The sequence below is a fragment of the Nonomuraea sp. NPDC049709 genome, assembly GCF_040674815.1.
Taxonomy (GTDB): Bacteria; Actinomycetota; Actinomycetes; order Streptosporangiales; family Streptosporangiaceae; genus Nonomuraea.
This window is the reverse complement of sequence record NZ_JBFANM010000024.1, coordinates 103,521-116,704: the sequence shown is the minus strand read 5'-3', so window position 1 is coordinate 116,704 and position 13,184 is coordinate 103,521. Positions and strand designations below refer to the sequence as shown.

Genomic DNA, 13,184 nt, shown 5'->3' with positions numbered 1-13,184 from the left:
GGTCCTCGCCTCTGGAAGCCTTGGATGGGAGGCGGCCATTCTTGATGCCCGCCCCGGCATTTCCGGTGGACGCCGTGCAATGCCGATGAAGTGGTTCTGGCCCTGTCAGTCGGCTGCCGGCCGACCGTTCTCCTTCCGTGTCCATGAAGATCCGCTCAGGACGCTGGGGCGGGGGAGCGCGCCCAGCCCTTCTGACGTGAGGATCCAGCCGTCGGGAAGCTCCGCCCCCTGGTTCACCGCCGTGGCGAGGTGCGCCATCGCGGCCAGCAGCCCTCCGTTCGCCGGGAGATAGATCGTGAGGAATCCCGGCATTTGCGGATTGTGTCCGTTGGGGAGGAACACGTTCTTCGGCGACGGGAGCAGGAGGGCGTCGATCGCCCGGCCGACATCGCCGAGGCGGGCCGCGGTCATCGCCATGACCGGGTAGTCCCAGCCCCAGCTGGACTGCAGGTCCCAGCGCTCCCATACGGCATCGAGCGTCGCCGACATCGTGGCCGGGTCCACGAGGTCGGTGTCCGGCAGCCACCCCAGCGCCATGAGCATGGACGGGTGATCCTTCCGGATGAGCCACGGGGACGTCGCGATGGCGGCGTACGTACCGTCGGGGAGCAAGGCGGGCCGGCGCATGTTCCGCGCCACCCGGTCCCACCGCTCGCTCGGCTCGAGACCGAGCTCGGTTCTCCACTCGTTCGCCACGCCGAGCGCCCACGACCAGTACGCCAGCTCGAAGGTCGGATCGGCGTTCGTCGCCCGGTCGAGGAGGTAGCTCTCCTGCGCGGGGATGAGCGGAGGCGGCAGCACGAAGGACCCGTCGCGTTCCTCGGCGAAGTCGGCCATGAAGTCGGCGGTCGCCTCGACGAGCGGGTAGTGCTCACGCAGGAACGGCTCCTCGCGCCCCTCGCCGCGCAGCAGTTCCAGCAGGTGGATCACATGCGGCTGCTGCCACAGCAGGAAGACGCCGATGTTGCTCGGCGACTCGCGCGCGGACGGGTCGGTCTGCTTCGGCCAGCGGGCCCCACGATACCCCTGCCGGCGGGCGGTCGCCTTCGCCGCCTCCAGGGCGCCGTGATACCAGTGCAGGCTGCGCTCCAGCAGGTGCCCCCGGCCCCACATCGGGAAATGCGCCGCGTGCCACCAGTGCATCTCGAGGTGGAACTTGCCCGACCAGGTGTTGTACGTCAGACCGGACTCCGCGGGAGGCGTGCCCCCGGCGCTGTTGACGGCTGTGAGGTACTGCGAGAGAACGACGCGGCGTTCCAGTTCCGCGGCGCGTGTGTCCGTACTGCCGGCGAGGCTGATCGCGGCACCGGTGCTCCAGTGCTCCGCCCACCAGGTCCGCGCGGACGCGCTGACGGCGGAGAAGTCGTCCTTGTCCGGCTGCCGGTCCTGATCGGGCGTCAGCGTCACCACGACCTCGAGAACGGTGGCGCCCGTATGCGCGATGACCGAGTCGGCCCCTTCACGCAGGCTGCCGGTGGTGCGGACGCCTACGCCGTAGGTCAGCGCCTCCACCGTGCGCCGCGCGTGCCAGTGGCGCTCCGTCCACTGGTTCCAGACCGTCTCCTGCGCGAGCGGCAGTTCGAAGGCGGCCAGGTCGTCCGGCTGATCGTCGAACACCCAGGCGACGCCCCACCCGCGCGGCAGCAGGCCGGACTCGATGCGCACGGCGAAGCGATGATCCCGCGGGCCGGCGACGGTAGTGACGTGGACGCGTTCGCCGTCGAGGACGTACGCGGCGTGGATCGTTCCCGTCCACAGGTCGAGCTCGGTGCGGACGTTCGTCAACGCGGCCGGGTCGTCGAGCCCCGTCCCGTCGGGGCGGACCAGCGCCAGGCGGCCGAGGTGGGCGCGGCGGGGATTGAAGTGGTACCACGCGCCCGCGACGAACTCCTCGGCGATCGGGTCGCCGGCCCGTTGCAGGCCCATGCGGTCGAGGTAGGGCACCGGGCCGCGGGACGTCTCGTACCGGGTGGCCGCGTCCTCCAGCCGGAGCTCCCGGCCGGTGCGCGTCTCGTACCAGCCCCAGGTCGACTGGGTGCGCAGGGGGATCTGGAAGTCGCCGGCGTCGAAGACGCGCGGGCGCTGCTCGGGCAGGCCGGACAGCCCGTCGTGAGCGACGCGGTGCGGGTCGGGGACCAGCTCGTGGAAGGACGGGAACGTCTGCAGCCCGGAGATGTCGACCGTGAGCGCGATGTCACCGTTGCCGACCGTGAGGACGTCAGCGGGGTGCGCGGACGTCAGCACGGGGTTGTGCCGTCGCACGAGCCGGCGCCGGTCGATTGCTTCGGACATCCTCGCCTTTCCTTGAATCCTGAGTTTCAGCTGCTGAGGTCTCTCAGACAGCGCGGGGAGCGCGCCGGTGGTGCAGGCCACGCGCCGGGAGTCGTCGCCGGTCGCGATGCCGTTCTCGGTCAGCCGCCCTCCTCGGCGAACCATCTCGGCGAGGTGAGGTGGCATCGGTGGTAGCTGCCGAGGGCGTCGCCGCTGCGATCGGCCCCTGGCATGCGCTCCTCCTGCGCCCAGAAGTCGCTGTTGACGTTGTTGCCCTCGACCTGGCGCGGTGCGGTCGCCGCACCCCGGAGAAAGCCGTCGGGGAAGGTGCGCATTCGTCTCTCGATCATGTTCCGGGGCGACCTGGATCGCCTGCGAGGGCCGGGACGGGCCCCGAGTGCGAGTTAACGTAGCCGTTACGTCGCGCGCAGGTCAAGGAAAAACGTGTACCGGTCTACGGCGTATCTGCTCGCCATGCGCTCACGATCTGCGTCATCCGCTAGTCTTCATAAACCGGTCTACATGCACGATGATCTCGACGTCGTAGGATCGGCAGGACTCGGCTGGAGGAGAAGGGGATGCCCATGGTCGCGCCGGAGCGACGACGCAGAGTAACCATTTCCGACGTGGCGAAACACGCCGGGGTCTCCAAGGCGGCGGTCTCCAAGGTCATCCGGAACGATTACGGGGTCAGCGACGCCATGCGAGACCGCGTCGGGCGGGCCATCGACGAGCTCGGCTATCGCCCCCAGGCCGCTGCGCGGGCGCTGCGCGGGCGGGCGTTCACCATCGGCGTGCTCATGCGGCACATCGGGATCCCGTTCTACGCCGAGATCATGACCGGTCTGGTGGATCAGCTCGCCGAGTCCGACTACCAAGCGATCATGATCCAGGGAGGCACCCTCGACAAGACCGAGAAACGGGCCCTGGACGCCTTGATAGACCGGCAGGTGGACGGCATCCTCATGATCGCTCCACTCGTCGGCCGCACCCAGCTTGAGCAGGTGGCACGCGAATTCCCCACCGTGGTGCTGGGCCGCCACGACAGTTCACCGGTGTACGACCTGATCGTCGACGACGACAGGGTCGGCTCCGAGCTCGTCATGGAGCACCTCATCACGCTCGGCCACCGTCGCATCGGGCACATCACCTTCCAGCAGGAGCACGGACGGGCGGCCGACCAGATGCCGCGCATCAGAGCCGAGACCTACGAGCGGGTGATGCGGGACCACGGGCTCGCCGACGAGATCGCCGTCGCCGTCACCTCGTACTCGGAGGAAGGCGGCTATGACGGCGCACGCGAGCTGCTGAGCCGCGATTCGCGCCCCACCGCGATCTTCGCCGGTTCCGACGAGGCCGCGCTCGGCGTGCTGGCCGCGCTGCACGAGGCGGGCCTGTCCGTCCCGGACGACGTCTCCGTGGCCGGCTACGACAACACCAGGCTGGCCGCCCACCCCAACATCGCGCTGACCACCGTCAACCAGGACGGAGTCGTCATGGGCCGGATGGCCGGACGGCTCCTGCTCGAGCGCATCGAAGGCCGCACATCACCGGTGCACTTCTCGGTCATTCCGAGCCTGGTCGTCCGGCGCTCCACCGCCGCTCCCCGCTGACGTCCCCTGGAACGCGAACACCGCAGAAGCGAGCATTGGCCCAAGGTGCCACCTCTGGCCGATCGAGTCGCGCTCGCTGGGCGACTCCCGGGCCATCGCGCTGATGCTCTACCCCCCGAAAGTGGCAACCTTCGCGTGCGGCCGGCACCCCGCTTCGGCGCGGACGGCTCCAACCAGCCGATCCGGGGCTGCGCGGAGGTGAAACTCTTATCCGAGGAGTGCCGTGATCCGCACATCGTTCAACGACGACTGGCAGTTCCGCCCGAAGGTCAATCCGTTCGCCGAACTGGCCGGCACCGCGGTCCCGTTCGAGCCGGTGACCGTGCCGCACGACGCGATGCTCACCCGCGACCGCGACGCCACCACGGACGGCGCCGCGACCGCCTACTTCCCCGGCGGGACCTACGAGTACCGCAAGACGTTCCTGGTACCCGGGGAGCACCGGGGTAAGCGGATCATGCTGGAGTTCGAGGGCGTCTACCGGGACGCCACCGTGTTCATCAACGGCAACTACGCCGGGCAACGCCCGTACGGATACTCGCGGTTCCTCATCGACGCCGACCGGTTCCTGCGATTCGGCGAGAACAACGAGGTCCGCGTGGAATGCCGGACCCACCAGGACTCGCGCTGGTACTCCGGCGCGGGCATCTACCGCGACACCTGGCTGCTCATCGGCGAGGTCGTCCGCATCAGCCCGGACGGCGTCCACGTCACCACCCCGGACATCGACACCGAACGCGCGGTCGTGGAGGTCGCCACCACGATCGAGAACGACTCCAACGACCTGCGCACCGTCCAACTGGTCACCGAGATCCGCGATGCCGCGGGAACCGCCGTCGCGTCCGACACCGCGCCGATCACGGTGCAACCCCACGAGCCGGCCATCGCCCGCCGGCGCCTCTACGTCCGCGACCCCTCGCTGTGGAGCCCGGACTCGCCCGCGCTGTACACGTGCGCGGTGTCCATTACGGACATCGACGCCGTGCAGGCCGCCTTCGGCATCCGCTCCTTGCGCCTGGACCCCGAGCACGGGCTGCGGATCAACGGTGAGACGGTCAAACTGCGCGGCGCCTGCGTGCACCACGACAACGGACCGCTGGGCGCCGCGACGTTCGCCCAAGCCGAGGAACGCCGCGTGCGGCTGCTCAAGAACGCCGGATTCAACGCCGTCCGCATGTCGCACCACCCCATGAGCACCGCGATGCTCGACGCCTGCGACCGCCTCGGCATGCTGGTGGTCGATGAGGCCTTCGACATGTGGACCTGGAGCAAGAGCCCCTTCGACTACAGCCTCGACTTTCCCGAATGGTGGGAACGCGACCTCGAGGCGATGGTGGCCAAGGACTTCAACCATCCCAGCGTCATCCTCTACTCCCTCGGCAACGAGATTCCCGAAACCGGCGCGGCCACCGGGGCCATATGGGGCCGCAGACTCGCCGAGAAGGTCCGTGCGCTGGACGACACCCGCTTCCTCACCAACGGGATCAACAACCTCCTGGCCCTGCTGCCCGACCTGCGAGCCCAGGAAGGCGACGACACCGGGATCAACACCCTGATGGCCGACAGCGGCTTCGACGTGAACGCCGTCGCCGCCTCCGACCTGGTGACCACCCGCACCGCCGAGTCCTACAGCCTGCTCGACGTGGCCGGGATGAACTACTCCGAGATCCGCTACGAGAGCGACCGCACACTGTTCCCGAACCGGATCATCCTCGGCACCGAGACCTTCCCGACCCGCATCGACGACAACTGGCGACTGGTCGAACAGCACAACCACGTCATCGGCGATTTCACCTGGACCGGCTGGGACTACCTGGGCGAGGCCGGTATCGGCCGGCCACAGTACGTCACACCGGATACCCCCCGCCCCACGTTCACCGCGCCGTATCCGTACCTGCTGGCCGGCTGCGGGGACATCGACATCACCGGCCACCGGCTTCCCGTCTCCTACTACCGGGAGATCGTCTTCGGCCTGCGCGACCAGCCCTACCTCGCTGTCCAGCGGCCACAACACCACGGCAAGACCGTCATCAGCAGCCGATGGGCCTGGAGCGACACCATCGCCGGCTGGACCTGGCCCGGCCACGAAAGCGCCCCGATCATCGTCGAGGTGTACGGCGACGCGGACGAGGTCGAACTCCTCGTCAACGGCCGCTCCCTGGGACGCAGACCGGTCGGCGAGCACCACAGGTTCCGCGCCGAGTTCGAGACCACCTACGAACCAGGCGAGCTGCTCGCGATCGCCTACCGCGACGGCGTCGAATCCGGCCGCGACGTCCTGCGCACCGCGACCGGACCCATCGTGCTGCACGCCGAACCCGAACGACCGGTCATCACGGCCGACGTCGGCGACCTGGCCTACATCGCCTTCACCCTGGTCGACGCGGCCGGGACACCGCACCCCGCAGCCGACCGGCCCGTGCGGGTGAACGTCGCCGGTGACGGAACGCTGATCGGCTTCGGCAGCGCCGACCCGGCGAACAAGGAACGCTTCGACTCGACAGAGCACCGCACCTACCAGGGCCGCGCCCTCGCCGTGGTGAAGCCGACCGCGCCCGGCACCATCCGCCTGACCGCCGTCGCCCCAGACTGCGACCCGGTCGAAGTGCTGGTCACGGTCGGAAAGCCGGACCGGTAACGGCAGAGCAGTTCCGCGCCGCCGTCGCCCCGGCAAGACGCCCTCATCCAGGGCGGAGGTCAGCTCCTCTCGCCGCTCGACATCTGGAGGGCGGTCCAACTGAGAGCGTCGGCGAGCCGACAGTGTCGTGGGTGGCCGTCCGGCGTACAGCCGGAACAGTGTCGGCCGTCGGGGATCCCTTTCCGGCCTTCGGGCACCTCCAGCAGCATCTCCAGCCGGCTCGACGCCGACGAGCAGGACCGGCTCTTCGGCCCCGCTCCCGTCCAACCTCCGACCTCGTGGACAGGGCTCGATCCCGGGCGGATCGGATGAGGATCAGTTCCAGTGTGTCCCGGGCGGTGCGGCGGGGCGCCGCGGGCCCTCCCGGAGTGCGCCCGCGAAGGCCTGCCCGCGCATCATCCGGGAATCGGCGATGCCCCGAAGAGAACCCCGGTGCGGCCGGATGCGTCGTAGAGGTGTGATCCGCTCGAGGTGGCGTGCGCTCGGTCCGGCGATGGCGGCGGCGCTGCTGCTGATCGCCTTCGGTTGCCGGCTGCCGGCCGCGCCGCCGTACGACGCGCCACCGGATGCCGCCGCCTCGATCGAGCAGGTCGCCGACCGGCTGCGTGGCCACCTCGACGACGGCAGCCTGATCGAGGGACGGTGGGTCGCCTGGCACATGCACTCCCCGCTGTTCTGGACGTGCCGGGGAGAGGGCAGCGTGCCCCCGCTCGGCGTGCCCGCCTACGCCGCGGTGCTGCGGGTGGCCGAGCTCCCCTCGTCGCTGAGGGTGAGGTTCTGGGTCCTGACGCCGGACGGGGCGGTCGCGGCGGCGCGGGCTGCGCGGGGGGTGGCCGACCAGTGCGTGGCCGGCCCGTCCGACGCCGTCGCGCTGCCCTTCAGCCGGGCGGGCTGGTCCGGGACGCGGCTGATGAACACCGAGGTGGAGATCACCGAGGACGGGGCCGAGTTCACCACGGCCGACATCGTGGCCGCCCGCGGCCACCTCCTGGTCGAGGTGTGGTGGTCGTGGCCCGTCGAGCAGGGCGGGCAGCGGGACCCGTACTGGATCGGGCAGGGCATGGCCGCGGTCACCGGCGTGCTGACCGCGGTCGGGGGCCGGCGGGCCGACATCACGCCCGTGCCCGAGCCGCAGCCCGGCGTGAGCGTGCTGGCCGCGGCGCTGCCGCCGCCCACGGCGTACGGCGCGGACGTCAAGCTCTGGGCCGGGCTCCCGGAACAACTCGATCTGGCGTGCACGTACACGGTCGACAAGCCGTTGCCCGCCACGGTGCCCACGGTCAGCCGGATCCTCGCAGGCCGCGTCTCGGTACGCGAGGACATCCTGCACCTGCCCGGCGCCGCCACGGCGGAGCAGACCCGCCGGATGCTGATCACGGCCGACAGCGGACGCGCGAACACCCTCGGCGAGCCCGGCCGCCAGCCCTGCGACAAGTCCGACGTGGCGGAACCGGTCCGGATCCCCTACCGGAAGGAGCCCTTGACCAGGGGTGGCTGGCACGGAGAGCTGGAGAGCTTCGCGGTACGACGGGCGAGGTTGCCCGCCGTACCGACGCACTGGGACTCGGTCGCGCACGTCGCGCTGGCCGTGCGGCGCGGGGCGGTCGTCGTCCGGCTCGTATGGCAAGGGCCGGCGGAAACCGACCTGGCCGGCACCCTGCGCGCGGGCCGGGCCGCGCTGATGCGCACGCTCGACCGGCTCCCGGCCACCTGAGGGCATTGCAGTAGGTACCAGCCCGCTGGCCAACCCCGACATCACTGAACCGGAAGACCTCGCGGACGCGCCCGGGCGGACGCTGCACGACCTACGGCACTCCGCCCTCACCCACGCCGCCGAGAACGGCGCCGACACCGGCACCCTCCTGGCCTACTCGGGCCACGCCTCCGTCGCCGGCCTGGCCCGCTACACCCGCGTCTCACCCGATGCCCCCGGGGATGTCGCTCGGCCACCTCCGGAAAAACGGGTTCTTCCGGCCCGCAGGCACGGCCTACTCTGGGGGAAGACGATCACGGGGAGGCCCCGACGTGGATGCGAGCGGCGCAGGCGGCTTCGCGGAGCGGCCACTCGGGTACGTCTTCCGGCCCCACCGGCGGGGCGAGGCGGACCACGAGGCGATGGCCGCGGTACGGCTGGGGTGCGCGGAGCGGGACCGGATGGACCCCGGGTCGGTCGTGGAGGGGATTCCCACGGCGGCCGAGCTCGCGCAGTCCTGCCGGACGCTCGACGACCCCGCCGAGGACCAGCTCCTGGTGGAGCGGGACGGCCGCGTCGTCGGTCACGCGACGGTCAGGTGGTGGCAGGAACGGGACGGCACGTGGGTCTACCTGCACCGTGGTCACCTGCTGCCCGGACACCGCGCCCGGGGCGTCGGCTCGGCCATGCTCGGCTGGGCCGAGGACCGCGTCCGCCGGCTCGTCCGCCGGCACGGAACCGCCCGGTCGGCCGTGTTCGGCGCCAACGCCATGGACGGCGAGCACGACGCGACGGCGCTGCTGCTCCAGGCCGGTTACCGGCGCGTCTTCAGCCTGGTGGAGCTGGAACTGGCGGACCTGCGCCGGCTCCCCGCCGTCGAACGGCTGCCCCCCGGCATCCGCCTGGGCGCCATCGGGCCGGACGCCTTCCGCGCGGCATGGGAGACGGTCGTCGACTCGTACGCGGACGTGGCCTTCATCGAGGAGTGGCCCTTCGAGAGCTTCCTCGACGCGGCCGACCCCACCTGCTGGCGGGCGGCCCGGCAGGGCGAGCGCCTGGTCGGTGCCGTGCTGTGCGTCATCCGCCGGCGGGACCGTACCGTGGGCGAGGTCGAGGAGCTGAGCGTCCGGGCAGAGTGGAGACGCCGCGGCCTTGGCCGGGCGCTGCTGCTGGACGGGCTGCGATGCCTGCGCGAGCACGGAGCGCGGAGCGCCCGGCTCTGCACGGGCAGCGCGAACCCCTATCGGTCCTATGACCTCTACGAGAGCGTGGGGTTCCGGCGGCGGAACGAGCACGTCCGTTACCGCAAGCCGATGGACCTCTGACCGCCCGGCCGCACCAGCCGAGAGTGACGCGCACGGGCGGGACGAGACCACATCGAGGCGGCGGTCGGGTAAGACGCGGCTCGGCGCGCGGGCCGGGCAGGCGAGGTTCATCGCCCGGTTCCTCCGCGACCAGCGGCGCTCTGGTGTATCCACGCACCGGACGGATCATGAACCCGAGCCTGGCCGAGTACCACGTCCCCGTGCACGCCTGACATCCCACCGATCGACGTCCACTACCTGGAGGAGCCCGACCCGACCATGCCGCTCGGGCTGCTGGGCCTGGGCGAGATCGGCGTCACGAGTGTGGCCGCCCGCAGTCGCCAACGCCGTCCACCGCGCCACCGGCAATCGCGTCCACGATCTGCCGATCACCCTGGACAAGCGTCTTTGACCGCACCATGTCTCTCCAGAGGACGGAGCCAGCGGCTGAAGGCGCCGGCATCGGCCTGGAGATCCCTACCAGGGTGGGGCGCCACCACGCCGATGGCCTCTCGACGGCCTGCTTCTACTCGGGCAACGTCATGACGAACTTCGCCTCCGACACCACCAGCCCGATCATGCGTACCATCCGTTTCTTCGGCACCAATCCGGTGATCCGGAACATCCTGCTGTCCACGCCCGAGCGGACCAGGTCGTGCGGCTCGCCGAAGGCACACCGGGAAAGGACCGGCGGTCAGGGGCCCACTCGTCGATCGCACCCGCAGGCTGTGGGAACGCTCCGAGGAACTCCTCGCGGGGCGACTGCCCGCGTCGGCGTGACGAGCACGGCGAGGGCGCCCCTTGAGCAACTGTCGATACCTGTGGATCGGGTGGGTGGTCAGTCTCGGTAGCGGGGGTATCCGCCGTGGTCGGGGAGTTCGTCTTCATAGTCGCAGGCAGCGACTGCGTCATGGCCTGCCTGCCAGGCGTGGCCGAGGATCTTGGACACCGTCTCGATGACCTGGTGGCTGGTGGCGTTCCCTCTTTCGATCTCCATCTTGATCGGCCAGTGGAGGAAGTCGGCACCATCGAGAGTGCAGTTGTCATTGCGCCGGATTTCGATCTCCATGGTGCCGACGCACAGCAGGCAGCCATCACGTGTCGCGCCGGTGGCGCGGGCGGTCAGCTCGATCGCAGCCTCTTGGCTTGCGCCGCGTAGGTAGAGCCCGCAGTAGTCGTAGCGGTCGGGGGTGGTCATGCGGCGTCTCTCCTCGTGACGTTCCAGCAGAACACCGCGTTCCAAGCGGGCTCCCTGGCCTGCGGAATGCGTTGCAGGCCGAGGTGGACGCCTACGTCGCCGCCTTCGCCGCCGAGCGCGACGAGAACGGCCGCCGCCTGGTCGTGCGTAACGGCTACCACACCCCCGTGAGATCCTCACCGCGGACCCCGTATGTTGGCCAGCCACGGCCAGGCGATCGTGAGGGCGGTATCTGTGCGATGGAGTCACGGGTAGAGCCCATGAGCGAGATCAATTCCCGTCTGCCAGCTCCGGTGCGTAGTACTGAGGCAAGGGCTCCGGTCCGCTGTAGCGCCGACACGGACATCGATCCTCAGTCCACTCATAGGGGGTCCCAGACTTGCGCCAGGCGACAGGCTTTGTGACCACGGCATGGCACTCGCCCGTCTTGGCGTCGTGGAATGCGACGTTGTGTTTGCATCCACAGCGAGGGCGTCTTCGATGGGAAGAGCGCATCAGCCGAGAGAGCCTGCCGACCGCGATGCCCGCGGCGAAGACGGCCGCCCCAGCGAGCAAGGAGAAGGGGTCCATCAGGCGCACCTGTCCAGGTTGGAATCCGTTGCTGCCATTCTGCGCTGTTTTCAGTTGATCTGAAAAGAAGCGATCCTGATCGCTCTACAGCCGATGGTCTGAGCAGAGACGTCCGACGACAATTCCAGATCGGCCGGAGTGGAGAGCCGACGTCGATCCAAAGGGCGCTGTGGGCGCCGAAGCGGTCAGGCCCGATGCTCGGAGCGCTCCTCCTTTGCATGGCGGCCGTGGTGGCGGCCACGTGCCAGCCCACTTTCCAAGCCACGTCCGCCACGAAAGCCGGTCGGTCCAATGTCCGGTAAGTGTCCGGTTGCTGCCCTCGTCCGGTTTCTTGCCGGAGGCGAAGCTTAAGTCAGCCTGGCCTTCGGGTCAGCAGAAGCGGACATGAGTCTGCGCTGTTAGATCGGAAGAAGGAGACGACCATGCGTACGAAAATCATGCGGATTGGGCAAGTGGCCATCGCCGCAGCCGCGACGACTCTGGCCATGACCGCACCCGCACAAGCTCACACGGTCAGAGTGGGAAACAGTTGGGGCTTCGCGGAGATCAACTCCGGTCACACGGAGCTGACTGTCTGCAGGATCCTCGGCAGCTACCCCGATTCCGACGTCTGGGGCACGGTGAGGTACAGCGGCGGCACTCTCATCCGGTATGACGCGCCGACGCTCAGCGGCTTGTGCTGGGTCCACCCCCTACGGTCCAACCCCGCCGATATCAGATTCTGCTGGCGTCCTTCAGGAACGAACAACCAGTGCACGACGTGGAGATCCGTCTGACCGCTCCTGCGGTTCTCGTTCCGTAGTCCGTGAGCCTGCGGCCCTTGACCCCGCTCGCGCCACCTTGCCTCCCAGTCACCGGCCGAACATGGTCAGGACTAGCCGCGCAAACGCGAAAAGCGCCCCGCTTCTCCACAAGGGAGACACTGTTGGCGAAGTAGATGGGACAGAAGCGGCCCCGTGCTCATCAAGGTGATCACGGGGCCGTACCACATGTTGGGAGGCGTATGCCTGGTCACTTTCACTGCTGAGAACGACAACGCGCCTGCGAGGGCGGGGATGGGGACCCGGTCAGGAATGAGCGGCGGGCAGCCCCTTCTACTGGACTTTGTGGAAAATGTCGGGCCCAGCTCAAACGATACGCGCGAGTTTTGACCCCCTACCAGACAAGCAACAACAACACCCGCGATGGTCGCGGCCGCTGCCCCGATCATGCAGCAAAGCCCCTGGTATTGAGCGCGAAACCGTATTTCCGAACGGGACAGGGCCAGTGTTCCCGCCGTCGCCGACATCGTGAGGTTGCCTGTTTGCACTAGGTATCACTCCCTTCCCGGACGGTCCGATGGAGCTACGATCAAGTTGTGGACTCGGAACCGCGCGCCGTATCTGCTGCCGAAGATTGGCAACGCCAGACCCGTATCGAGAGACGCCGCACTCAGCGGAAGATGCTCTGGTATGCCGGCGTATCCGCAGGCAGCCTGTTTGTCATATACGGCCTCGCGGGTCGGCTGGAGCAGCACTTCAGTCCCGTGCTATTTCTCGCCTTGTGCGTGGGCGCCACCGCGGTGTTTTCGTTCCTGATTCACTGGATGTGGTTCCGGGACGATGCCAAGGCGAAAGAAGGGCAGCACCGTCGCCCACTTGGTGCGCACCCTCGCCAGCCGAACTGGAAGACCGTAATGTTGCTGTCTGCCCTGGTCGGGGCGATCGTTGCTTGGCCGATCAGCAAGCTGTTGGACGTGATCTTCAAGTAGCCGGCGGAATCATATGCCCGGGTCGCCGGTACAACTCGAAGTCGGCGAGACAGGGGCGCGTTCTGCACGCGTACCCCTTCTCCCGGCTGTTGTGAAGTCGATGGGCGCAACGATGCCAAGGACACCACTTAACCGCGACGGAGTGCG

At 68.9% G+C, this 13,184-nt stretch carries 9 protein-coding genes and 1 pseudogene; 6 read left to right on the top strand and 4 right to left on the bottom strand.

Features of this window, described 5'->3' with window-relative positions; all coding sequences use genetic code 11:
- Nucleotides 1–105: 105 nt before the first annotated feature.
- Complete coding sequence (locus tag AB0J69_RS25030) at nt 106–2,292, bottom strand: hypothetical protein (RefSeq protein WP_364121615.1); 2,187 nt, start codon at nt 2,290–2,292, stop codon at nt 106–108.
- Nucleotides 2,293–2,411: 119 nt separating this feature from the next.
- Nucleotides 2,412–2,621, bottom strand: coding sequence for a hypothetical protein (locus AB0J69_RS25025; protein WP_364121612.1), 210 nt, complete (start codon nt 2,619–2,621; stop codon nt 2,412–2,414).
- A gap of 276 nt (nt 2,622–2,897) precedes the next feature.
- On the opposite strand from AB0J69_RS25025, the gene AB0J69_RS25020 reads away from it, so the two are divergent.
- The 5 genes and pseudogenes from AB0J69_RS25020 (at nt 2,898) to AB0J69_RS25000 (ending at nt 9,540) form a co-directional block, all read left to right on the top strand.
- Nucleotides 2,898–3,884, top strand: a complete 987-nt coding sequence (locus AB0J69_RS25020) for a LacI family DNA-binding transcriptional regulator (RefSeq protein WP_364121609.1) — start codon at nt 2,898–2,900, stop codon at nt 3,882–3,884.
- A gap of 223 nt (nt 3,885–4,107) precedes the next feature.
- Nucleotides 4,108–6,522, top strand: coding sequence for a glycoside hydrolase family 2 TIM barrel-domain containing protein (locus AB0J69_RS25015; protein ID WP_364121607.1), 2,415 nt, complete (start codon nt 4,108–4,110; stop codon nt 6,520–6,522).
- Between the two features lie 457 nt (nt 6,523–6,979).
- The gene (locus AB0J69_RS25010; RefSeq protein ID WP_364121604.1) at nt 6,980–8,236 is read left to right on the top strand and encodes a hypothetical protein; all 1,257 of its coding nucleotides are present in this window, start codon (nt 6,980–6,982) and stop codon (nt 8,234–8,236) included.
- Nucleotides 8,237–8,240: 4 nt separating this feature from the next.
- Nucleotides 8,241–8,429: pseudogene (locus AB0J69_RS25005) on the top strand (site-specific recombinase); the annotation flags it as partial.
- A 118-nt stretch (nt 8,430–8,547) separates the two neighbouring features.
- Nucleotides 8,548–9,540 (top strand): GNAT family N-acetyltransferase, encoded by a 993-nt coding sequence (locus tag AB0J69_RS25000; protein WP_364121603.1) that lies wholly within the window; start codon nt 8,548–8,550, stop codon nt 9,538–9,540.
- Nucleotides 9,541–10,357: 817 nt separating this feature from the next.
- Here AB0J69_RS25000 and AB0J69_RS24995 read toward each other — a convergent pair.
- Both AB0J69_RS24995 and AB0J69_RS24990 read right to left on the bottom strand, forming a co-directional pair.
- Entirely contained in the window at nt 10,358–10,717 is a 360-nt protein-coding gene (locus AB0J69_RS24995) for a hypothetical protein (protein ID WP_364121600.1), read from the bottom strand.
- Nucleotides 10,714–10,878 carry a hypothetical protein gene (locus AB0J69_RS24990; protein ID WP_364121721.1) on the bottom strand — a complete coding sequence of 55 codons (165 nt, stop codon included), beginning with the start codon at nt 10,876–10,878 and terminating at the stop codon, nt 10,714–10,716. Before AB0J69_RS24990 ends, AB0J69_RS24995 begins: the two co-directional genes overlap by 4 nt.
- Before the next feature lie 1,766 nt (nt 10,879–12,644).
- Between AB0J69_RS24990 and AB0J69_RS24985 the strand changes: the two genes are divergently transcribed.
- On the top strand, nt 12,645–13,037 hold the full coding sequence (locus AB0J69_RS24985; RefSeq protein ID WP_364121597.1) for a hypothetical protein: 393 nt from the start codon (nt 12,645–12,647) through the stop codon (nt 13,035–13,037).
- Nucleotides 13,038–13,184: the final 147 nt, after the last annotated feature.

Coding starts and splice junctions, on each gene's coding strand:
- AB0J69_RS25030 (WP_364121615.1), bottom strand. CDS start 2,292: ATGTCCGAAGCAATCGACCGGCGCCGGCTCGTGCGACGGCACAACCCC.
- AB0J69_RS25025 (WP_364121612.1), bottom strand. CDS start 2,621: ATGATCGAGAGACGAATGCGCACCTTCCCCGACGGCTTTCTCCGGGGT.
- AB0J69_RS24995 (WP_364121600.1), bottom strand. CDS start 10,717: ATGACCACCCCCGACCGCTACGACTACTGCGGGCTCTACCTACGCGGC.